At 68.6% G+C, this 21,437-nt stretch carries 25 protein-coding genes; 12 read left to right on the forward strand and 13 right to left on the reverse strand.

The window, feature by feature from the left end; all coding sequences use genetic code 11:
* Positions 1–20: 20 nt before the first annotated feature.
* The 3 genes from ACQE3C_RS01085 to ACQE3C_RS01095 all read left to right on the forward strand — a co-directional run bounded on the left by ACQE3C_RS01085 (position 21) and on the right by ACQE3C_RS01095 (position 4,191).
* Positions 21–2,084: an NAD(+) synthase gene (locus ACQE3C_RS01085; protein WP_434537346.1), complete on the forward strand. Its 2,064-nt coding sequence runs from the start codon at positions 21–23 to the stop codon at positions 2,082–2,084.
* A gap of 19 nt (positions 2,085–2,103) precedes the next feature.
* Positions 2,104–2,808 (forward strand): DUF6882 domain-containing protein, encoded by a 705-nt coding sequence (locus tag ACQE3C_RS01090; RefSeq protein ID WP_434537347.1) that lies wholly within the window; start codon positions 2,104–2,106, stop codon positions 2,806–2,808.
* A 105-nt stretch (positions 2,809–2,913) separates the two neighbouring features.
* A complete protein-coding gene (locus ACQE3C_RS01095; protein ID WP_434537348.1) occupies positions 2,914–4,191 on the forward strand; it encodes a M23 family metallopeptidase in 1,278 nt (425 codons plus the stop codon).
* An 18-nt stretch (positions 4,192–4,209) separates the two neighbouring features.
* On the opposite strand, the gene ACQE3C_RS01100 is transcribed toward ACQE3C_RS01095, so the two are convergent.
* Positions 4,210–5,898, reverse strand: a complete 1,689-nt coding sequence (locus tag ACQE3C_RS01100) for an ATP-binding cassette domain-containing protein (RefSeq protein ID WP_434537349.1) — start codon at positions 5,896–5,898, stop codon at positions 4,210–4,212.
* A 240-nt stretch (positions 5,899–6,138) separates the two neighbouring features.
* On the opposite strand from ACQE3C_RS01100, the gene ACQE3C_RS01105 reads away from it, so the two are divergent.
* The 4 genes from ACQE3C_RS01105 (at position 6,139) to ACQE3C_RS01120 (ending at position 10,076) form a co-directional block, all read left to right on the forward strand.
* On the forward strand, positions 6,139–7,620 hold the full coding sequence (locus tag ACQE3C_RS01105; protein WP_434537350.1) for an FGGY-family carbohydrate kinase: 1,482 nt from the start codon (positions 6,139–6,141) through the stop codon (positions 7,618–7,620).
* A 21-nt stretch (positions 7,621–7,641) separates the two neighbouring features.
* The gene (locus tag ACQE3C_RS01110) at positions 7,642–8,673 is read left to right on the forward strand and encodes an NAD(P)-dependent oxidoreductase (RefSeq protein ID WP_434537351.1); all 1,032 of its coding nucleotides are present in this window, start codon (positions 7,642–7,644) and stop codon (positions 8,671–8,673) included.
* A gap of 42 nt (positions 8,674–8,715) precedes the next feature.
* The gene (locus ACQE3C_RS01115) at positions 8,716–9,513 is read left to right on the forward strand and encodes a dioxygenase family protein (RefSeq protein ID WP_434537352.1); all 798 of its coding nucleotides are present in this window, start codon (positions 8,716–8,718) and stop codon (positions 9,511–9,513) included.
* A 128-nt stretch (positions 9,514–9,641) separates the two neighbouring features.
* Complete coding sequence (locus ACQE3C_RS01120; protein ID WP_434537353.1) at positions 9,642–10,076, forward strand: HIT family protein; 435 nt, start codon at positions 9,642–9,644, stop codon at positions 10,074–10,076.
* 33 nt (positions 10,077–10,109) lie between these two features.
* Here ACQE3C_RS01120 and ACQE3C_RS01125 read toward each other — a convergent pair whose 3' ends face one another.
* Entirely contained in the window at positions 10,110–10,544 is a 435-nt protein-coding gene (locus tag ACQE3C_RS01125) for a PIN domain-containing protein (protein WP_434537354.1), read from the reverse strand.
* On the reverse strand, positions 10,544–10,750 hold the full coding sequence (locus ACQE3C_RS01130) for a type II toxin-antitoxin system VapB family antitoxin (RefSeq protein ID WP_434537355.1): 207 nt from the start codon (positions 10,748–10,750) through the stop codon (positions 10,544–10,546). The genes ACQE3C_RS01125 and ACQE3C_RS01130 overlap by 1 nt, the downstream gene beginning before the upstream one ends.
* 149 nt (positions 10,751–10,899) lie before the next feature.
* Here ACQE3C_RS01130 and ACQE3C_RS01135 point away from each other — a divergent pair, with 149 nt between their 5' ends.
* The gene (locus ACQE3C_RS01135) at positions 10,900–11,262 is read left to right on the forward strand and encodes a VOC family protein (protein ID WP_434537356.1); all 363 of its coding nucleotides are present in this window, start codon (positions 10,900–10,902) and stop codon (positions 11,260–11,262) included.
* Between the two features lie 110 nt (positions 11,263–11,372).
* Here ACQE3C_RS01135 and ybaK read toward each other — a convergent pair whose 3' ends face one another.
* A complete protein-coding gene (ybaK, locus tag ACQE3C_RS01140) occupies positions 11,373–11,873 on the reverse strand; it encodes a Cys-tRNA(Pro) deacylase (RefSeq protein ID WP_434537357.1) in 501 nt (166 codons plus the stop codon).
* A gap of 11 nt (positions 11,874–11,884) precedes the next feature.
* On the reverse strand, positions 11,885–12,241 hold the full coding sequence (locus ACQE3C_RS01145; RefSeq protein ID WP_434537358.1) for a hypothetical protein: 357 nt from the start codon (positions 12,239–12,241) through the stop codon (positions 11,885–11,887).
* 181 nt (positions 12,242–12,422) lie between these two features.
* Here ACQE3C_RS01145 and ACQE3C_RS01150 point away from each other — a divergent pair, with 181 nt between their 5' ends.
* Positions 12,423–13,475, forward strand: a complete 1,053-nt coding sequence (locus tag ACQE3C_RS01150; RefSeq protein WP_434537359.1) for a threonine aldolase family protein — start codon at positions 12,423–12,425, stop codon at positions 13,473–13,475.
* Here ACQE3C_RS01150 and deoC read toward each other — a convergent pair.
* From deoC to ACQE3C_RS01190, 8 genes are read right to left on the reverse strand one after another with little or no spacing between them, the layout of a single operon-like run.
* The gene (gene deoC / locus ACQE3C_RS01155) at positions 13,472–14,185 is read right to left on the reverse strand and encodes a deoxyribose-phosphate aldolase (protein WP_434537360.1); all 714 of its coding nucleotides are present in this window, start codon (positions 14,183–14,185) and stop codon (positions 13,472–13,474) included. The genes ACQE3C_RS01150 and deoC overlap by 4 nt on opposite strands.
* The gene (locus tag ACQE3C_RS01160) at positions 14,182–14,382 is read right to left on the reverse strand and encodes a hypothetical protein (protein WP_434537361.1); all 201 of its coding nucleotides are present in this window, start codon (positions 14,380–14,382) and stop codon (positions 14,182–14,184) included. The genes deoC and ACQE3C_RS01160 overlap by 4 nt, the downstream gene beginning before the upstream one ends.
* Positions 14,379–15,029, reverse strand: a complete 651-nt coding sequence (locus ACQE3C_RS01165) for a (4Fe-4S)-binding protein (RefSeq protein ID WP_434537362.1) — start codon at positions 15,027–15,029, stop codon at positions 14,379–14,381. The genes ACQE3C_RS01160 and ACQE3C_RS01165 overlap by 4 nt, the downstream gene beginning before the upstream one ends.
* Before the next feature lie 36 nt (positions 15,030–15,065).
* The gene (locus ACQE3C_RS01170; protein ID WP_434537363.1) at positions 15,066–16,238 is read right to left on the reverse strand and encodes an alpha-amylase family protein; all 1,173 of its coding nucleotides are present in this window, start codon (positions 16,236–16,238) and stop codon (positions 15,066–15,068) included.
* Positions 16,239–16,265: 27 nt separating this feature from the next.
* Positions 16,266–16,892 carry a maleylpyruvate isomerase N-terminal domain-containing protein gene (locus tag ACQE3C_RS01175; protein WP_434537364.1) on the reverse strand — a complete coding sequence of 209 codons (627 nt, stop codon included), beginning with the start codon at positions 16,890–16,892 and terminating at the stop codon, positions 16,266–16,268.
* 37 nt (positions 16,893–16,929) lie between these two features.
* Positions 16,930–17,289: a CrcB family protein gene (locus ACQE3C_RS01180; RefSeq protein WP_434537365.1), complete on the reverse strand. Its 360-nt coding sequence runs from the start codon at positions 17,287–17,289 to the stop codon at positions 16,930–16,932.
* On the reverse strand, positions 17,289–17,708 hold the full coding sequence (locus ACQE3C_RS01185) for a fluoride efflux transporter FluC (RefSeq protein ID WP_434537366.1): 420 nt from the start codon (positions 17,706–17,708) through the stop codon (positions 17,289–17,291). The genes ACQE3C_RS01180 and ACQE3C_RS01185 overlap by 1 nt, the downstream gene beginning before the upstream one ends.
* Before the next feature lie 28 nt (positions 17,709–17,736).
* Positions 17,737–18,795, reverse strand: a complete 1,059-nt coding sequence (locus ACQE3C_RS01190) for a GNAT family N-acetyltransferase (protein WP_434537367.1) — start codon at positions 18,793–18,795, stop codon at positions 17,737–17,739.
* Positions 18,796–18,877: 82 nt separating this feature from the next.
* On the opposite strand from ACQE3C_RS01190, the gene ACQE3C_RS01195 reads away from it, so the two are divergent.
* From ACQE3C_RS01195 to ACQE3C_RS01205, 3 genes are read left to right on the forward strand one after another with little or no spacing between them, the layout of a single operon-like run.
* Complete coding sequence (locus ACQE3C_RS01195) at positions 18,878–19,471, forward strand: DUF4303 domain-containing protein (RefSeq protein ID WP_434537368.1); 594 nt, start codon at positions 18,878–18,880, stop codon at positions 19,469–19,471.
* A 47-nt stretch (positions 19,472–19,518) separates the two neighbouring features.
* Entirely contained in the window at positions 19,519–20,601 is a 1,083-nt protein-coding gene (locus tag ACQE3C_RS01200; protein ID WP_434537369.1) for a hypothetical protein, read from the forward strand.
* A gap of 3 nt (positions 20,602–20,604) precedes the next feature.
* Positions 20,605–21,384: a hypothetical protein gene (locus tag ACQE3C_RS01205; protein WP_434537370.1), complete on the forward strand. Its 780-nt coding sequence runs from the start codon at positions 20,605–20,607 to the stop codon at positions 21,382–21,384.
* The last annotated feature ends 53 nt before the right edge of the window (positions 21,385–21,437 follow it).

A 21,437-nucleotide genomic window follows, 5' to 3' on the forward strand; every position in this document is an offset into this window, starting at 1 on the left:
CGGACCCTACGATGAAGCCCATGACGGCCCACTTCCGCTCTGCCTACCACCACGGCTTCGTCCGTGCCGCAGCCTCGTCCCTGCCGATCGCGCTGGCGCAACCCGAGGCGAACGCCGCCCAGGTCATCGCCACGCTGGAGTCCCTCGACGACCAGTCCGTGGGCCTGGTGCTGTTCCCCGAACTGTCGCTGACCGGCTATTCGATCGATGACCTGCTGCTGGCCGGCCCCCTGCTGGACGCGACCCTGGTCGCGATCGACCAGATCAGGGCAGCCACCACCGACCGGCTGCCCGTGGTGGTGGTCGGGGCCCCGCTGCGCTGGCGCAACCGGGTCTACAACTGCGCGGTGGTGATCCACCGCGGCACCGTGCTGGGCGTGGTGCCGAAGTCGTTCCTGCCGAACTACCGTGAGTTCTACGAACGCCGGTGGTTCGCCCCCGGCGACGACGTGACCGGGCAGGTTGTGCGGCTCGGTGATCAGGAGGTCCCCTTTGGCAGCGACCTGCTGTTCGAGGCCGAGGACAACCCCGACTTCGTGCTGGGCGTGGAGATCTGCGAGGACATGTGGGTGCCGGTCACCCCCGCCGCCGAGTTGGCCCTGGCCGGCGCCACGGTGCTGGTGAACCTGTCGGCCTCACCGATCACCATCGGGCGCGCCGAGGACCGCAAACTGCTGGCCCGCTCGACCTCGGCCCGGTGTGCGGCCGCCTACCTGTACGCCGCCGGCGGCGCCGGTGAGTCGACCACTGACCTGTCCTGGGACGGGCAGACCTTCATCTACGAACTCGGTGACCTGCTCGGCGAATCGGACCGGTTCGCGCAGCACCCGGTGGCCACGGTGGCCGACATCGACACCCGCCGGCTCGCCGCCGAACGGTTGCGCCAGGGCAGCTTCGACGACAACCGGCGCACCCACGCCGAACGGGTGGGTCGGTTCCGTCGGGTGCGGTTCAGGTTGGCGGCACCGCTGGACGACATCGGCCTGCGCCGCCACGTCGACCGGTTCCCCTTCGTGCCCGACGACCCGTCGCGACTGGCCCTGGACTGCTACGAGGCCTACAGCATCCAGGTGGCCGGCCTCGAGCAGCGGCTGCGTGCCATCGGTGGGGATCGTCCCGGTGGCCCGCGCCCGGTGATCGGGGTCTCCGGGGGCCTCGACTCGACCCACGCGCTAATCGTGTGCGCCCGCGTCATGGACCGGCTGGGGCGGGACCGCAGCGAGGTGCTGGCCATCACCATGCCCGGCTTCGCCACCACTGAGCACACCAAGTCGAACGCCCAGAAGCTGTCAGAGGCGCTCGGGGTGAGCTTCGAGGAACTCGACATTCGCCCGGCCGCACGCCAGATGCTGGCTGACATGGGGCACCCGTTCGGCCGCGGCGAAGAGGTCTACGACGTGACCTTCGAGAACGTGCAGGCCGGCCTGCGCTACGACTACCTGTTCCGGATCGCCAACCAGCGCCAGGGCATCGTGGTGGGCACCGGTGACCTGTCCGAGCTGGCGCTGGGCTGGTGCACCTACGGGGTGGGCGACCACATGAGCCACTACACGGTCAACTCCGGGGTGCCGAAGACGATGATGCAGCACCTGATCCGGTGGGTGGTCAGCGAGCAGATCTTCTCCGACGAGGCCAACGAGGTGCTGCTGTCGATCCTGGGCACCGAGATCACCCCTGAGCTGATCCCGACCCGTGAGGGTGAGAAGCCGCAGTCGACCGAGGACTCCATCGGCCCCTACGCCCTGCACGACTTCACGCTCTACCAGCTGCTGCGACTGGGCGCCGGCCCCGGCCGGGTCGCCTTCCTGGCCTGGCACGCCTGGCACGACGCCGAGCTGGGGGAGTGGCCGGCCGGCTACCCCGAGGAGGAACGCACCGAGTACGACCTGGCCACGATCAGGCACTGGCTGGAGGTCTTCCACCGACGCTTCTTCAGCAACCAGTTCAAGCGCTCTGCGATCCCGAACGGGCCGAAGGTGCTTGCCGGTGGCGCGCTGAGCCCGCGCGGTGACTGGCGGATGCCCTCGGACGCCTCGTCGGCGGCCTGGCTGGCCGAACTCGAGCGCGACGTGCCCACGGCGTGACGCAAGTAGGGTGTGAGCTGTGAGCCTGACCTTTGAAAATGTGCTGGACGACTCGATCCTGTTGTTCCTGGAAAACCACCAGGCCTTCGGTGATTTCATCAATCGCGAGATCGACGGCGGCAGTGAGCAGGTGAAGGTCGACCTCGACCGTCGCCAGATCACGTTCCTGCCGCGGTTGGTGAAGCGTCCCGAGGTGGTCGTCACCATGCACGTGGCCGCCATCGTGCGGGCCGAGCCCGCCGTTGCACAGTGGGCCTGGTCGCTGGACGAGTACGCCGACAAGCCCATCTCGGTGATGTCGTCGCGGGTGCGTGACTTCGGGCAGGGCCAGGGCATCAGCACCTTCGCCGAGCCGAGCCACGCCCTGCCCGAGGGGCAGAACCCGGCGATGCACGCCATCGCGTTGGCGGCGACCGGCTGCCGGATCACCGGCATGCCCACCGCGCACCTGGTGCCGGGCGCCGGTGCCCAGGTCGTCCTGTTGCTGGACCCGGCCAACTTCGTGCCCCCGATGCCCACGGTGGCCGGGGTCGGTGCGCTGCTGGAGAACTCGGCCGGCACGGGACTGGTCAGTGACGGACGCCGCGCCGTCCAGGGGTACGCCCAGGCCCGGGGGCTTGCCTACCAGTGGACCGAGGGTTTCGGTGCCCTGCAGATGCGGTTGCCCGACGGCGCAGTGACCGTGGGATTCGACGAGTCGGGAGCCCCCAGCGTCATTGGCTGAACTGGGCCTGATGATCCTCAGCAGGCAATCAGAACATCGCTATAGCCAGTGGCCCCCGGGAGGGGCAGAATGGTCCACGATGGGCAACCGGGTGGGGGAAATGGCATGGCGACTTTGGAAGCGATTCGCGTCGCTGTCGCCACGACGATTTCCGCCGGGGCGCTGACCCTCGGCCTGGTCTGTTCAACCATGGCGGTGCGCACCGTCACCGAGGCCGTTCCCGCCGAATCGCGGCCCATCGTCACCCGCCCCGTCCAGACGACCCGTGACCTGCCCTTCCGCAGCGACACCGGTGAACTCGAGACCGAGGAAGAGGTCGGCTCGGTGTTCGGCGAGGACCAGGACCAGATTCCCGGTGGGCACCCCGACACCACCCACACCCCGGGGCCGGGGGAGCAGGCCCCCGGTGAGGACACCGCAGTGCTGACCAAGCCCGGCGAGATCGTCGTGGCCGTGGTCAAGAAGGTCACCCTGCCCCGCGGCCTGCTGCTGTCCATGCCGGTGCAGGGGCCGATCACGTCGAACTTCGGCATGCGCCTGCACCCGATCCTGGGCATCTACAAGCTGCACACCGGCACCGACTTCGGGGTCGGCTGCGGCGTCCCGGTCGGCGCCTCCGCCCCCGGCACGGTCGTCTCGGCCGGGTGGGCCGGCGGCAACGGTGTCCAGGTCGTGATCGACCACGGCAACCTGGGTGGTCACCACGTGCGCACCACCTACAACCACCTCTCGGCGATCGGCGTGCGCCCGGGCCAGAAGGTGCAGACCGGCGATGGTGTCGGCCTGGTCGGCAGCACCGGCTATTCCACCGGGTGCCACCTGCACTTCGAGGTGATCGCCGACGCCAACTTCACCGACCCCCTGCCCTGGCTGAACGGCAAGGCTGTCATCGTCGACATCTCGCAGATGCGGCAGGTCGTGGTGGTCCCCGGCCCCTCGACCAGCCCCAGCCCCTCCCCGTCGCCCTCACCCAGTCCGTCGCCCTCGCCGAGCCCCTCGACGACGCCGACGACCTGCCCGAGTGCCTCCCCGCCGCTGAGCCAGGGACCATCGGCCTCACCGACACCGACGACGTGCCTCACCAGCCCGCCGGTCTCATCGCCGCCGCCGTCGAGCCCGCCGGTGTCGTCCCCGCCCCAGTCGTCCCCGCCGCCGTCGAGCCAGCCCGAATCCACCCCGCCCGGGTCAACCCCGCCGGCGTCCACCCCCGCGGAGTCAACCCCACCCCCGGCATCCACCCCACCAGCGTCGACCCCGCCCCCGGCGTCGACCCCGCCGCCCACCCAGACATCGGCGCCGGTCACCCCCAGTGCGACCCCGCCCGCGACCACCGCGGCACCGCCGGCGACCACCGATGACCCGACCGGTGACGACACCCCCTGAGGCAGCCGGCAGGCGGTTTCACCCGCCGAGGTGCAGCCGTTCCCCGGTCCACCGGCGGCGCAGCCACCGGTCATGGCTGGCGACCACCACCGCGCCCGGGTAGTCGGCCAGGTCGCTTTCGAGTTCGGCGGCCAGTGCCAGCGAGAAGTGGTTGGTCGGCTCGTCGAGCAGCAGCAGGTCGGGTGGGTCAGCCAGCACGATCGACAGCGCCAGCCTGCGCTGCTGACCGACACTCAGGTCGCCCACGCTACGGGAGAAGTCGCGGGGGTGCACCAGCCCGAAGGTGCCCAGGGGCACCAGTTCGGCCCGTTCGGCGCCCACCGCCTGCCGGTAGGCGGCGCCGACGCCCAGGTCGGGGGCGGGGTCGATGTCCTGGCCCAGCCGCGCGACGGTGACCTGTCGGGGCACGGTGACGCTGCCGCTGGTGGGCGCAAGGGAGGCGTCCAGCAGGCTGAGCAGGGTGGACTTGCCGCTGCCGTTGGCGCCGGTCACCAGCCACTTCTGGCTGCGCCCCACCGCCAGTGAGGTGGGTACCAGCCGGCCCTCCACGCCGGCCCGGCTCAGCACTGCCACCACCGAGGGGACGACGTGGGGAACTCGGGGGGCCGCGGTCAACCCGGCGAAGCTGAGCCGGGCGGGGGGTTTGCGCACCTGCAGGTCGCGCAGTTCCTGCAGGCGAGCGCGGGCGTCGGTGACCCGGCGTGAGACGACGGTGGCGTTTCGATCGGCATAGAACTTCTTTGCGCCGCGGGCCTCGGTGCGCGGGGCGGCACCCACGTGACCGACCTGGTGGCTGCTGGAGACTCGGCGCTCGAGCTGGTCGAGTTCGTCCTGCTCGGCCTCGTAGCGGCGCTGCCAGCGTTCGTACTCATCCTGACGTGCCCGCAGGTAGTCACTGAACCCGCCGGTCCAGGCGGTGACGCCGATGGCGCTGGTCGGGCCCTCGTCGATGACCCGGGCCACCAGGGCGTTCGGTCGTGGTGCCGGGTCGAGGTCGATGATGCCGGTGGCAACCTCGTCCAGGAAGGCCCGGTCATGGCTGGCGAGCAGCACCGGCCCGGGCCACTGCCGCAGCACCTCGACGAGGTAGTTGATCGCGGCGTCGTCGAGGTGGTTGGTCGGCTCGTCCAGCAGCAGGGTGTCGGGCCGTGACAGCAGCAGCCAGGCCAGTGCCAGCCGGGCCTGTTGGCCACCGGACAGGTCCCCGACCCGCTGGGCCCGGGGGACTGCACCGAGGCCCACACCGTCGAGGACCAGCTCTGCGCGATGACCCAGGGTCCACACCTCGGCGTGGTTGGCCCGGGCCAGGGCGTCGGCGTAGCGCTGTTCCGCGGTGGCGTCCTCGTGGTCGCGGGCCAACGCCTCGGTGGCCAGTTCGAACTCGCGCAGGATGGCGCGCGGCGCGGACAACGCCGCGTCACACACCTCGGCGAGGGTGGCGTCTTCGGCGAACGGACGACGTTGCCACAGCAGGCCGACCCGCCCGGGGGCCGACACTTCGCCGGCGTCGGCGGGCTCGGCGCCCGCGACCAGCCGCAGCAGTGTCGACTTGCCCGACCCGTTCTCGCCGATCACGGCGATCCGTTCGGCCTGGGACACGGTGAAGGACACGTCGGTCAACACGCGACGGTCGGGGTAGGACTTGCTGAGCCCGCGCACACCCAGGTGTGCGCCCGGGGCCAGGCTGGGGGAGTGGGTGGTGGACATGGACGTACCTCGTGAGCGCGATGGGGCAGGGACGAGGTTCAGTTCCACATGCCGTCGACGGTAGCACCTCGCGCTGCCCGCTGGCTTGTGATTTTTGGGGCAAATTCTCACAGAATCTGTTGCCAGCACCATCTGGAGTGACATGATGAGGCTCCGGGCGTGACGCTGACCGGTGGCCGACGAGGGCCGCCGGCGCCGCCCCCGACGGCACACTGAAGTCGCCTGAGAGGAACCACGAACATGGACGAATACGTCATCGGCATTGACATCGGCACCGGCTCCACGAAGGGGGTGCTCGCCACCGCCGACGGCGAGGTGGTGCACACCTCGACCCGCAAGCACGACACCTCCTTCCCGCGCCCCGGGTTCGCCGAGCACGACGCCGACACGGTCTGGTGGCAGGACGTGGCGCAGATCCTGCGCGAGCTGACCGCGCGGGCCGTCGGCAACGTGGCCGGTGTGGCGATCTCGGGCATCGGTCCCGACTTCCTGCCGACCACCGAGGGCGGTCGGCCGCTGCGCCCCGGCATCCTGTACGGCGTGGACACCCGCTCGTCCAAGGAGATCGTCGAGCTGACCGAGAAGTACGGCGCCGACAAGGTGCTGGAAGTCTGCGGCAACAACATGACAACCCAGTCGGTCGGCCCCAAGATGCTGTGGGTGCGCCGCAACGAACCCGAGATCTGGGAACGCACCCGCAAGTGGTTCATGGCCCACTCCTACTGCATCTACAACCTGACCGGCGCCTACGTGATCGACCACCTCTCGGCCTCGATGTGCGAACCGGTGTACTCGCCCTTCACGACCGACTGGGTCGATGACTGGCGTCGCGACATCTGCGGCGACCTCGAGTTCCCCGAACTGGCCTGGGCCAACGAAGTGGTCGGCACCGTCACCGACGCCGCCTCCCGCGTGACCGGACTGGCGCCCGGCACCCCGGTGGTGATGGGGTCCACCGACGCCTTCGTCGAGGCCTTCTCGGTCGGGGTGAAGTTCCCCGGCGAGGTGATGCTGATGTACGGCTCGACCATGGTCGCGGTCGAGATCAGCAACAAGCCCATGATCGGCCCCGACCTGTGGAGCTGCTCCGGGCTGCTCAAGGACACCTACAACCTGTCCGGCGGCATGAGCACCACCGGTTCGCTGACCACCTGGCTGGGCGAGGTCGTCGGCTCTGACTACGCCACCTTGACCGAAGAGGCAGGCAAGTCCCCGGCGGGTGCGCATGGGCTGGTGCTGCTGCCGTACTTCTCCGGCGAACGCTCACCTATCGCCGACCCGGACGCCCGCGGCATCCTGGCCGGGCTCAACCTGACCCACACCCGCGGTGACATCTACCGGGCGGTGCTCGAGTCGACCGGTTACGGTTCGCGGCACCTGCTGCAGACGGTCAAGGAGTCCGGTGGCCAGGCGTCGCGCTACGTGGCTGTCGGTGGTGGCACCACCGGTGGGCTGTGGCCGCAGATCATGAGCGATGTGATCGGCATCTCCCAGGAGATCCCCAAGGTCACCATCGGCGCGAGCTACGGTGATGCGCTGCTGGCTGCCATCGGTGCCGGTCTCGTCGACGTCGAGACCACCTGGAACGAGGTCGAGCGGGTCGTTGAGCCGAACCAGGAGGCCCACGAGAAGTACAGCGAGCTGTACCAGGTCTACCGTGACCTGTACCCGGCCACGCAGGCGCAGATGCATGCGCTGGCCGCTTTCCAGAACGCCGAGTAGGAACACCCCACAGGAGAAGACATGGTTCGGGCCCTGGTGGCAGGCGACGGCTTCGTCCAGCCACGCATTCTGCGCGAGGCGCTGGCGCGCCACGCCCCCGAGGTCGAGGTCGTCGAACTGCGCAACGGCTGGCCGGCCGAAGCGTTCGGCGACGTCGACGACGTGCAGGAGGCGCTGGGCGATGTGGACGAGCTGATCGCCGCCGCCCAGGGCTGCGACGTGATCTTCACCCACACCCACCCGATCACCTCGCGGGTGATCGACAGCGTTGCCGGGTTGAGGATGGTGACGGTGACCCGTGGCGGCCCGGTGAACTGCAACGTCGAGGCCGCCACGCCCAAGGGGGTGCTGGTCAGCTACGCCCCTGGCCGCAACGCCACCGCCACCGCCGAGCACACCGTGGCCATGATCCTGGCCGCGGTGCGCCAGGTGGCCGACCGGGACAAGGAACTCAAGGACCGGGTCTGGCGCGGCGACCTGTATGAGTACGAGAAGGTGCCGCCGGAGGTGCGGGGGAGTGTGGTCGGCATGGTCGGCTACGGCGCGGTGGGGTCGCGGGTGGCCCACGTGATGGTTGCCATGGGCGCCGACGTGGCCGTTTACGACCCCTACACCCCCGCTGAACGGCTCGAGGAGGGCTGCCGCAAGGTCGAAGACCTGTCCGAGCTGTGTCGACAGGCGAACATCCTCACGATCCATGCGCGGGTGACCCCCGAGACGGTCGGCATCATCGGCAAGGAGCAACTGCAGTTGCTGCCGGACAATGCCGTGGTCGTCAACTGTGCCCGGGGGCCGCTGCTGGACGCCGACGCCCTGGCCGATGAGTTGGAGAACGGGCACCTGTGGGGTGCTGCCCTCGACTGCCTGCCGACCGAGCCGCTGGCTGACGATTCCCGATTGCACGGTGCCCCGAACCTCACGATGACACCGCACCTGGGTGGCGCGTCCAAGATCGCCGCGGAGTTCTGCGCGGACCTGGGGGCCCGTGACATCGCGGCGTTCCTGCGAGGTGAGCGACCGCAGTTCATCTCGAACACGGAGGTTCTCGACTAGTCCCTTGTGTTTGGTTGAGTGTTCAACTAACATGGGTGCATCATGAACGAGACCCAGACCCGCCCGCCCGTCCTCTTCCTGAGCCACGGTGCGCCCCCGCTTGCCGATGACAAGACGTGGACCGACCAGTTGCACGCCTGGGCGGCCGACCTGCCGCGTCCGAAGAACATCCTCATGGTCTCGGCCCACTGGGAGCAGGACCCGACCACGGTCAGCGCCTACCAGCACAAGGTGCCGCTGGTCTACGACTTCTGGGGCTTCCCGGAGCGGTACTACGACGTGACCTACGACGCGCCGTTGGCGCCGGAGCTGGCCCGCAAGGTCAACCAGCTGGCCGCCACCACCGACAACCCCATCCACCACGACGAGACCCGTGGCCTCGACCACGGCGCCTACGTGCCGCTGGTGGAGTTGTTCCCGGACGCTGACGTGCCGGTGCTGCAGATGTCGATGAACACCCTCGACCCGTTGACCCTGTTCGAGCTGGGCCGCAAGCTCGCGCCGCTGCGAGACGAGGGCACCATGATCATCGGCTCCGGGTTCACCACCCACAACATGAGCTGGTTCAACCCCCGGACGGGCCCCGACGTGGCCCCGCCCACCGCATCGTCCGAGTTCGACCAGTGGGCCACCGAGGCGATGGCCCGCGGAGACGTCGACGCGATCCTGAACTACGAGCAGTTGGCGCCGGCGGCGAACATCGCCCACCCGCGCACCGAGCACTGGGCACCGCTCTACGTGGCCCTGGGTGCGGCCGATGCCTCGGGTGGCATCGACAACAACTCGGTGATCGATGGCTTCTGGTACGGGCTGTCCAAGCGGAGCTGGCAGATCGGGTGATTCACTGGGTTCATGAGTGAACCCGTCATCGGCGTTGTCATCTGCAGCACCCGACCGCAGCGCATCGGCCCGACCACCATGCTGGGCCAACTCGAGAAGTACGCAGCGGCCTTGAAGGACCTGCGGGCATGAGCGATTGCGTGTTCTGTTCGATTGTGGCCGGGACGATCCCATCGGTGAAGGTCGCCGAGGACGAGACGACGCTGGCCTTCATGGACATTGATCCAGGGGCCGAGGGCCACCTGCTGGTCATCCCGAAGCGGCACAGCGCCGACCTGCTGGAGATTCCCGCCGACGACCTGGTCGCCACGACGCTGGCGGCCCAGCGGGTCGCCAAGGCGGCGATCGACGGGCTCGAGGCCGACGGTGTCAATCTGTTGAACTGCAGCGGAACTGCGGCCTGGCAGACCGTGCTCCATTTCCATCTGCACGTGATTCCGCGGTATCACGACAAGGTGAACCGCCAGGACCGGCTGGAACTGCCGTTCGAGCCAGGTCGTCCGGCAGAACCGGACACCCTGGCGCAGCACGCCCGGTTGATCGCTGCTGAAATTGTCCGATAAGCCACATTATGTCAGAGAGTGGTGTTGAGCGGGTCAGTCCACGATCCCCCGAGGCACAATCCACCGTGCGTCCAGCGCTGGCCATACCTGCGCCAGGTGGTCATAGTCTGAGTCGTAGTGAACGATGGTGATTGGTGCGGCGGCCGTGCTGTGATGCAGCGCGGTGGCGGCGATCTGGAGATCGCTCACACCGACAGCTCGGCCGCGTCCGACGGCGAACAGGGCCTCCTGCAGTTGAAGGCAGAGATCAAACATCTCTGGCGCGGGAAGCAGCACGATCTTCGCCCTCCGTTCGAATGCCAGCAATCGGGCATGGTCCTCGCGATTGCGCGCAGAGTATCCGGCCTCAAGGGCTGTAGGCAGGCACGTGGCGATCTCCCCCTCGAGCAACAGGTGGTCCCAAGCTTCGCGGACCGTCGGATGACGCAGTCGCTGAATGACCGAGTTGTCGACGAGGAACGTGCGCATCAGCGCTGCGCCTGCTTGGTGACTTCGGGGTCGCCGAGATCATCCAGGGCACCGCTTGCCAGAAACTCTTCGTATCGCATCAGCTCCAAACGGCGCACGTAGGCCTCCAGCGCCTCCGAGACGACAGCCTTCTTGGTGGGCAGGCCGGACAGTTCCATGGCGCGGGCAACTGTCCCGTCATCAAGATCAATCAGGGTCTTGCTCATGACTCCCCCAGACTATGTATACGGATCGTGCAGGACAGTATATATCGATTCCAGTGGGCCCATGTGTTGTGATGGCCCGATGGACACCAGACTCCACTTCCTGACCCTCGCGACATCCGACCTGGATGCCGCCCGCAGGTTCCACTGCGATGGGCTGGGCTGCCCTGCACGACGAACCCGGCGAGATCCTGTTCTTCCAGGTCGCACCGGGCCTGGTGCTCGGGCTGTTCGACGCGACCAAGTTCGACCAGGACCTGCTGCGTGACCAGCAGACCGGCGGCGCCTCCGGCATCACACTGTCCCACAACGTCGCCGACCGGGCGTCGGTCATCGAGACGATCGACGAACTCGTCCGGGCCGGCGGCACGCTGCTCAAGCCCGCCCAGGAAGGTGCGTTCGGCGGGGTCTTCCACGGTCATGTGGCCGACCCGAACGGTGTCGTGTGGGAGATCGCCCACAACCCGGGCTGGCACGTCGACCCAGACGGCACGGTGCGCTTCGGGCCGCAGTGAGCACCGCTCTCCCCCATCCTTGAGCCAGTCCGCGCATGTTTCATGCTGCTGCTCCCAACTGCAGTGGGGCCAAACCGCATGGAACTGGCGCGAACTGGCCGGGCGGCGGCTCAGGCTCGTCCGATGTCGGCGAACCTCGCCCCCATGGCACGGGCCAGGTCAGCTGGGGCCAACTCGACGTCAAGGCCCCTGCGCCCGCCGGAGACCAGCACGGTGTCGAACAACTCGGCCGAGGCATCCACCACGCTGCGCAGCCGGGTGCGCTGACCCACCGGGCTGATGCCTCCCACCACGTAGCCGGTCTTGCGCTCGGCCAGTGCGGGCTCGGCCATCACCGCCTTCTTGCCGCCAAGTGCGGCCGCCAGGGCCTTCAGGTCCAGTCGCCCCGAGACGGGCACGACCGCCACCGCCAAGTCCCCATCCACCTCGGCCAGTAGGGTCTTGAACACCCGCGCCGGGTCGATCCCGAGCATGCTGGCGGCCTCGGCGCCGAAGTCCGTCTCGTCCGGGTCGTGGTCATAGGCGTGGGCGGTGAAGTCGATCCCGAGGCGGGCCAGTTCCACCGTGGCAGGGGTCGAGCCCGCCTCCGTCCGATTCTTCTTCCTGGCCATGGCCCCACAGCCTAGGGGTTCAGGGCCAAGATGTACTCCTCGGCGATTGCCCCGTCACGCCACTTCGCCACGGTCACCATGCGGCTGCCGTCCTCGAACTCACCGATGACGCAGGTCCATTCCCCGTTCCTGAAACCAATCGGGTGCGAGGTGATCTGCGGCGGCGTGCCACCAGACGAGTCGACGCATGCCTTCATGGCATCGATGTGGGCCTGTACGCCGTGCGTCGGCGGCTGACCCTTCCAGTCGACCACCACGTCGTCGGTGTGGTGCTCCGCGAACACCCCGTCCCAATCGGCATTGTTCCAGCCGGTGAAATCGAGGTCGTCCATGCCCTGCAGGTTCTTCGTGACCTGGTCCTCGTCCATGATCTGTTTCTCTTTGGTGCGAGTCTGCCTCGCGAGGATGGATCCGATCGCAGAACGGGCCGGACCGCGCCGTGCGCCAAGACTACGTCGGCACCCTGGGCATGCTCGAGCAGCGCCAGGGCCATCCGCGCCGCCCAGGCCCACGACCACAGCAGTGCGCGCCCCCACTAGGGTGACTCCCATGCCTGACTCCCCTGCTGCCATCCACGCCAAGGGCTTTGCCTCCGACAACATCTCCGGAATCCACCCCGAGGTCCTCCAGGCCATCGCCGAGGCCAACGGCGGGCACGTGCCCAGCTACGGCGCCGACCCCTACACCCAGCAGTTGCAGCAGGTCATCCGCGGACACTTCGGCGAGCGCGCCACCGCCTACCCGGTGTTCAACGGCACCGGCGCCAACGTGATGGCCCTCAGCCTGCTCACCGAGCGGTGGGACGCCGTGATCTGTGCCCACAGCGCCCACATCAATACCGATGAGTGCGGCGCGCCGGAGAAGCTCGGCGGCATCAAGCTGGTGCCGCTCGAGACCCCGGACGGGAAACTCACCCCCGACCAGGTGGCCCGTGCCGCCGGGGGCCGTGGCGATGAGCACCACGCCCAGGCCACGGTGGTCAGCATCACCCAGTCCACCGAGCTGGGCACCCTCTACTCCCCCGCCGAGCTGCAGGCCCTGGTGACGGCCGCCCACGACCTCAACCTGGCCGTCCACCTGGACGGTTCGCGGCTTGGCAACGCTGCCGCGGCGCTGGGCTGCGGGCTGGGTGAGCTCACCACCGACGTCGGCGTCGACGTCCTCAGCCTGGGTGGCACCAAGAACGGGCTGCTGGGTGCCGAGGCCGTGGTCGTCCTCAACCCCGATCGGGTGCGCGGGCCGCTGTTCCTGCGCAAGCTGTTGGGGCAACTGCCGAGCAAGATGCGGTTCACCTCGGCCCAGCTGACTGCGTTGTACGAGGGCGACCTGTGGCGCCGCTCGGCCGCCCACGCCAACGCCATGGCAGCCCGGCTGGCCGACGGGGTGCGTGACCTGCCCGGGGTGGTCATCACCCGACCGGTGCAGGTCAACGCCGTGTTCGCCGTGCTCCCCCGGCCGGCCGTCGAACGCCTGCACGACCAGTTCTTCTTCTACGACTGGGACCAGACCACCGGCGAGGTGCGCTGGATGTGCAGCTTCGACACCACCGAGGACGACGTGGACGAGTTCGTCTCGGCGGTGTCGGCTGCCGTCGGTGACTAGCGGGTTCCGAGCATCCCGATGCTGCGCACGGTCTCGAACGCATCGATGATCTCGGGCGCGGCGCGGGTGCCGATCAGTTCGGCCCCGGCCATCAGGAACGCATAGGCGTTCTGGGGGCGCGGGAACTTCACGCCGGCCACCTTGACCTTCGCATCGGTGTCCTTGAGGGTGTCGACCATGACCAGCACCTGCTCGAGGGTGGGACCCTCGTACTGGCCCGACGAGGTCTTGGCCCAGCCGATGCCCGCCTCGGCGATGAGCTTGCAGGCGGTGGCGATCTGCTCGTCATTGAGGTAGCAGGTCTCCAGGATCATCTTGGTCTCCACCCCCTCGGCGGCGTCCACGTAGTCCTTGAACTCCTGCAGCACCTTGTCGTACTTCTTGTCGAGCAGGTCACCGACGTTCATGCAGTTGTCGAGCACGGTGGCGCCGAGCCGCACTGCCTCGGCGGTCTCGAAGGCCTTCACGGCGCTGGACTGCTGGCCGAACGGGAAGCCGATGGCGGCCCCGATCTGCAGGTCGGTGCCCTCCAGTTCCTCCTTGACGATGGGGGTCCACTCGGCCGAGGAGTAGCAGAACGCCTTGCAGTTGTACTTGACGGCGGTGCGACACCCATTGCGGATGTCGGCCTCGGTGGTCTGCTTGGGCAGCACCGAGTAGTCGAAGTACTTGCCCAGTTCGTGGGTGGTCAGGTTGGTGAAGTCGATCACTCGTCGTCCTCCTTGTTGAAGTCGAAGAATCCCCCGGCGGCCAGGGACTCGTAGGCCCTGACGTAGCGAGAATAGGCGTGGTCATAGGCAGCGAAGGTGTCGGGGCTGGGCTCATAGACCTCACTGATCCGCACGGCCCGCTCGGCGGCGTTCTCGCAGTCGCGGTAGATGCCGGGCCCCACCCCGAGAAATCTCACTCCTTCGGATGCTCGTGCTCGACGATCTGCAGCGCCCCCGAGGGGCAGTTTGCGACAGTGCGGCGCAGCAGGTCGGCGCCTTCGGGCGTGTCGGCCACCGTCGGGTTGATCCAGGGCCGCTTCGAGGTGTCGAAGACTGACGGCATGCCCCCGGTGCAGTTGCCAGAATGGATGCACAACTCCCCTTCGAAGGTCACATCGACGATCGGGCCGGTGTAGAGCTTCTTGACTTTCTCGTCACGCGGGTCGGCCGGCTTGCCGGGCTTCTCAGCCGCGCGGGCCACGGCAACCGCACCCACCGCGGCCCCGTCGGCGCCGTTGACCACGGCGAAGGTCATCTCGACGTAGGCCGGTTCCCCGCTGGACGTCAGCGCCCTGGTCAGCCGTGCCTTGCCGTCGGAGGCGAGGTGTCCCGAGCTCATCGCCGCCCCGAAACCGTGGTCGTGCCCGGCCCGGAATTTCTCGGGGATGATCAGGTTCACCGACTGGCCCAGGGCCTGCTCGGGGGTCCACCCGAAGATCTCGACACACTTCTGGTTCCAGACCCGGATGATGCCCTCGCGGTCAATCGCGATGATGGCGTCCCCGGCCTGGTTCACGGTCTCGGCCAGCAGGGCCTCGTGCACGTTGACTCCGTTGTCAGACATGTGCCCATCCTGCCGGGCCGGTACTGGATAAACCAGCTATTCGGCAGTCCAGGTGAAGGTCTCCCCCTCGACCCGGACGACGGCGCTCGCCACGGGCTCGAGTCGGACCTCGGCCTCCAGCCGCTCCCCCGCCGCGCCCACGCACTCGTAGTGGATCTGTTCGTTCTGCTTGTCGAGCACCTTCACCCGCGCCCGGGTCAGCCACGAGTGCCGACGGCGCAACCCGATCAGGTGCTGGTACAGCTGGTGCAACCAGGCCCCGACCCCGGCCAGCTGCGCCGGGTCGTCCGGCAGCTCTGGCCGCAGCGGGTCGTCCGCCCGGAACCCCTCGGTCTTGGTGCCCCGGAACCCCTGCTCGTCGCCGTAGTAGATGCTCGGCATCCCCGGCAGGGTCAGCAGCAGCACCGCGGCCAGCGCGGCCCCGTCGTCGCCCACGACACTGGCGATGCGGTCGACGTCGTGGTTGCCGACGAAGGTGTTGAGCACATGGTCGGCCGAGAACTGGTCGTGGCGTTCCAGCGACCAGGCCAGTTCCCAGAAGTTGGCGTCGTGCAGCGAGCTCCAGATCGCCTTCCACAGCTCGTACTGGGTGACCGTGTCCAGGGTGGACTCGGCCATGATCTGGTCATACTCCCCGTGGATCACCTCGCCCAGGAAGACCGCATCGGGGAACTCGGCCCGCACCCGTGGCAGCACGGTGCGCCAGAACTCGGCCGGCACCGCATAGGCGACATCGAGCCGCCAGCCGACGATGCCACGCCGCAGCCAGTGCAGCATCACCTCGACCACCAGGTCGGCCACCGCCGGGTTCGCATGGTCCAGTTCGATCAGCGAGTCGTGGCCCTCCCACCCGGACGACGTGCCCATGCTTGCCGCCAGCGGGTGGTCGCGGCCGACGTGGTTGAACACCCCGTCGAGCATGACCAGCAGGCCGCGCTGCCGGGCCGCCTCCATCAGGTGGTCGAAGTCTGCATCGTCGCCCAGCCGCGGGTCGATGCGGAAGTGGTCGAGGGTGTCGTAGCCGTGGCTCGAGGACTCGAAGATCGGCGCCAGCAGCAGCCCCGAACAGCCCAGCTCGATGGCGTAGTCCAGCCAGGCCTCCAGTCGGCGCAGGCGATGGTGCTCGCCGGGTTCGTCCGGGTCATGGACCGGCGCACCGACGGCGCCGAGCGGGTAGACGTGCCACCAGATGGCGTGATCTATGAGCATCGGAACCTCCTCGTGGAGTTCCGCAGACTACTGCATCAGGTTGTAGCCGGCATCCAGCGGCGCCCGTCCGGCAGCGGCCTCCAGCAGGGGCACGGCCATCCCGCGCTCGACGGCGACCTGGGTCAGCAGGAGCATCGCCGGCACCGTCGCCTCGACCAGTTCCGACGGCGGTTCGACCCCCAGCACCTTGGCCAGGTCGAGGCCATGGACGACCAGTTCGAGGTTGCGGGTGCGCAGGAAGTCACGCAGCGCAAGCACCCCGAAACGGGTGGTGACCAGGCGGCTGTCGGGGGCCTCGTCGAGCGCATCGCGGGCGGCCGCGGCGGCCTCCCGGGCAGCGGCAGCCAGGCTCGTCCCGATCTCGGCGGCATGCTGGCGGGCGCGCTGTTCCACCCCGGCGTGCACACCGTCGGTGGCCATGCCCTCGGCCAGGTACACCACGGCCGAGATCGGCGTCTCCCCGGTCGGTTCGGGGTCGGCCAGGTACTGGGTGAGCGTGGTCCAGGCACGCATGGAGTGGGCGGCGAGTTCGGCCAGGGTCCAGTTCCCGAGCCCGGGACGCTGCGCTGCGTCCTCGGGCACCTGTTCGATCAGCCCGAGCACCCCACGGCTGAGTCGGGCATACCATTCACGACTTGCGGCAAGTTCGGTCATGCCTCATCCTCCCCCGATCCCGGTGGACGGGCAAGGGTTAGGGAGCAAGGGTGTAACCGAGAGCGGCCGCCCCCACGCACAGCACCACCATCACCCCGACCAGCCCCACCCCGGCCAGGCGGCGGCCCTCGACGACCAGTCGCGCCGATTCGAGCATGGCGGTGCTGAAGGTGGTGAACCCGCCGAAGAACCCGGTGCCGACCAGGGCGAGCAGCAGGTGGCCATGTTCCAGCCCCCACCCATTGAGCAGGCCCAGCCCGAACGAGCCGAGCAGGTTCACCGCCATCGTCCCCAGGGGCACCGAGGTGTGCCGCAGCGAGGTGACCACGCCGTCCACGAAGAAGCGGGCGGCCGCGCCCAGGCCCCCGCACAGTCCCACTGCCAGCCAGGTGAGCATCAGCGGGCCACCCTCAGGCCGAGCAGGGCGAGCAGTTGCCCACCGAGCAGGGACGTCAGCACGTACGCGAACGCCAGCCAGACCTGGCCACCGGCCAGCAGGTCGCGAGTCTCGACGGCGAACGCGCTGTAGGTGGTGAACCCGCCGAGCAGCCCGGTGCCCAGGGCCAGTCGCAATGGCACGCTGCCGCGCCGCAACCGACCCAGCGACTCCAGCAGCACCGCCAGGACGAACGCGCCGACCAGGTTCACGATGAGGGTCGACCACGGCCAGGTGGCAGGCTCGTGCGGCAGGGCCTGCCCCAATGCTGCTCGGGCGAGGGTGCCGACCATGCCGCCGGCGGCGACCAGGCCGACCATGGCCGGGCGCAGGTACGCCGGGCGGGTGGCCGGAGCCGAGGTGTCGGGTGCACTGCTCACCCCGGCACTCTAGCCCCGTCAGCGACCCTCAGTTCTGGAAGGCCACCTCGCGCAGGTGGACCCGGTAACCCATCTTTTCGTTGATGCCGATCATGTGGTCGTTGACGTGGCTGTTCCAGGTCACCTCGGTGGTCAGCTGCGGGGCATGGGCCTGCAGTTCACGGTGGGTGGCGGCCTTGAGGGCCAGGCCCAGCCGGTGGCCGCGGTGCTCGGGCATCACCAGGGTGTTCTCCTGCCAGACCAGCGTGGTGCCGGGATTGTCGCGGTACTGCAGCTCGGAGTGGCCGACCAGGCTGCCGTCGGGGGCCACCGCGACGGCGATGATCTCGGCGATGCCCTGGCGGTCCTGCCGGTCGAAGGCCACCTGCAGGCGGGTCTCGTCGTAGTGCTGCGGCTCTAGCTCGACGTCCTCGTCCGGCTCGTCCAGGTCGAGTTGGGTCAGCATGGTGCCGTAGCGCAGCCAGTGTTCCCGAGGCGGGTGCCCGCGCCACACGACGATGCGGTAGCCGTCCAGCAGGGGACGCGCCTCGGCGTCCATGTCGTCGAGCACCGTGCTGGCGACCGGCAGGTCGAGCACCCGGGCGACGGCCACGTTGCGGCGCGTCATGCCCAGCCGGGCGGCGATCCGGTTGATCGGCAGGTCCGGGTCATCGAGGTCGGCGGCGGCGTCGGTCTCGGTGCCGTAGGCGGTCAACCGCGGACGACCGAGTTCGGCGCGCGCCAGTTCGAGTTCGTCGACCAGTCGGGAGGCGACACCGTGGCCGCGGTGGCTGGGCACCACCTCAAGGTCGAAGTGGATCATGTCGAGGTTCTCGTTGAGGGGAATGCTCAGCCCCAGGTGGCCGACCATGGCCTCGACGCCCCGGTCATCGGTGGTGAAGGCCCCGTAGTGGCGGATGTCCCAGTACGGCGTGGGGGCCATCATCACCGCCTGCTGCTCTTCGGTGCGAACGTCCGCCGCGCCGAAGGTGCGCTCGATGGCAGCCATCTCGAACCCGGCCACGGTGGCGACGTCTGCAGGTGAGGCGGGGTGCAGTCGGCGCACGCTGAGCCCAAGGGTGCTCGTCCGGTTCTCAGTGGTGGTCATGAGACCACGGTCGCACTCGCCCGGGGGCAGCTTCAACCGAGTTTTCTCGGCCCGAGGGGCCGGTTGTGACTAGCCTGAAGACATGTCGCAGTCAGCCGATGTCGTCCACGCCGAGCTTCGAGACCTGCATGAGCGGCTGGTGGCCTGTCTGGTGGCCACCGTCCCCCCGATGCTGGAGGGCCATGCCGACGAGGAGCTCTATGCCTTGGCGCTGGTCACCGACTCCGACGTGATCACCTGCCGGCTGTCGGCACAGACCGAGCAGTTGCTGGCAGCCGTGCCGGACTACGACGACGAGCCGGAGTACTACCGGTGGTGGCCCGAGGAATGGTCGATCCACGATGACGAGTGCGACCCGGTCAGCGGCGGGGAGAGTTCGGTCGAGCTGAGCCGGGTGCTGTTCGAACTGGAACGCCAGGCGACCGCGTCCGGAATGGTCGTCGGGGACTGGCGCAACGCGGCCCGCGAAGTGTTGCACTCGGCGCTGGGGCACGAGCAGGTGGCCCAGGCGCTCACCGACATCAACCCGCTGTGGGCGCCGGTGCTGTTCGTCATGGACTCCGATGGTGACCAGTGGCCGACCGTGACCAGCATTGACGAACTCAACGACGACCATCCCCGGCCGGAGTTGGTGGCCGAGGTCAGGCAGTACTACGTGGCCGAGGCCGAGGCCTGAGTCCGGCAGGCGACGGGCGCGCACCCCGGGGCCGATAGCCTGCGGTCATGAGTTCCGTGACGTACCCGACCCTTCCCGCCAGCCCCATCAGCTTCGGGGACCTGGTCTCGGCGACCCTGAAACTGTTCTCAAAGCACTGGTGGCAGTACCTGCTGCTGGCAGTGATCCCCTCGGTGCTGGCCACCCTCGTCTCAGGTGTGGCCGTGCTGATCTGGGTCTCGCAGCTGGCGACACAGGTGACGAGCACAGGGCTGGACGTCGCTCCCCTGCTGTTGACCATCGGCGTCACCCTGGTGGTGATCATGGTGGTGTCGGCCCTGGCGACCCTGTACTGCTCGACGGTCGCGATCGGGTTGGCCGAAGGTACCGCCTGGGGTGAACAGCGCACCTGGTCGCAGGCCGCTGCCCGGGTGCGCGGGGTGTTCGGCCGGGTCGGCTGGGTGCAGGCCCTGATTGCCCTGGTCGGCGCACTGCTGGTCACCGGCATGATTGCTGCTCTGCTGGTGCCGATCTTTTCCATGATCGATGGCAGCGCCGCCCCATCGGACGCCGAGATCGGCGCCTTCATCGGCGGCGCGCTGCTGTTCATCGTGCTGGGCCTGCTGGCCATCCCGCTGGTCCTGATCTGGCAGACCAAGTTCGCCTTCGTGATGTCGGTGGCTGCCCTGGAGCATGACCAGACCGGGTTCAACGTCTACCGCCGCTCGTGGGAGATGACCAAGGGGCACTTCTGGCGCATCCTGGGCTACATGGTGCTGGCGAGCCTGATCACCCAACTGCTGGTCTCGCTCACCAACCAGGTGTTCACCGCCTTCTCTTCGCCGATCGAGCAGATGTTCGACTCGCAGAGCGGGGCGTACCTGGGGCTGAGTTCGGCGGGCTGGGTCGTCATGCTGTTGTTGCAGCTGCTGCTGCTGGCGGTCTCTGCCACCGCGTCGATGCTGTTGACGCTGTTCGTGTTCGTGCTCTACATCGACACCGACCGTCGCAACCGCGGCGAGGTGGTCACCCCGTTCGTGGGTGCCTACCCCGGTGCGGCGTACCCTGCTCAGAACTACCCGCCGGCCGGGTACGGGCAGCAGCCGCCGACCTACCCGGGCCAGCAGCCCCCGACCTACCCGGGAACCTAGGCCATGGACCTCGGCGCGCTGATCCTCACCAGTACGGTGCTGCTCGGGCGTCGATTCGGGCACTACCTGGTGGTGGCGATCGTGCCGGCCGTGCTGACCGGGGCACTCGTGGCCGGCTCCGTGCTGCTGGGCGAGGTGAACCCGCTGCTGGGCTGGGTCGCTGCGGTTGTCGTGGTGGTGCTCCGGACCCTGCTGGCCCTGGCCGGGGCCGCCCTCACCATGGGCCTGGCCGAAGGTGGCCTGCTGGGCGAGGAGCGCACCTTCGCCCAGGCGGCCCAGCGGACGAGGGGGACCCTGCGCCGCGTGGGCTGGGTCCAGGTCGCGATCGCCCTGCTGTGGGCGCTCCCCCTGTTCGGCTGGGTACGGGCCAGCCAGTGGCCGGACGTGAGGTTCGGCGACGTGGTGGTGGAGTTCACCCTGTTCGGACTGTTCGCGCCGTTGGTGTTGCTGGTGTGGCTGTCGAGGTTCATGTTCGTGGTGCCCGTGGCCGCCCTGGAGCATGACAAGCGCGGCCTGCAGGTCTACCGGCGCTCATGGCAGACCTCGAGGGGACATGGCCGGCGGCTGGCCGGCCACGTCGGGGTCTGGGGTGTGGCGCTCACCGTGGTGGTGCTGGTCTGCACACCCCTGGCGCAGCGGTGGTTGGGTGGTGTGGTCCCGGGCCACAACCTGCTCGGTGTGGTGATCTCCCAGACCGCGGTGTCACTGGTGCTCTCGGTGCTGGGCGCACTGTGGCAGGTCTTCACGCTGGTCACCTGGGCCGATGTCGGACGACGAGGCTGAGTGTTGTCCGAGGGGCGACGAGTGTTGTCCGTTTGAGAAGAGTGTTGTCCGTT

This window comes from Aestuariimicrobium sp. Y1814 (genome assembly GCF_050113895.1).
Lineage (GTDB): Bacteria > Actinomycetota > Actinomycetes > Propionibacteriales > Propionibacteriaceae > Aestuariimicrobium.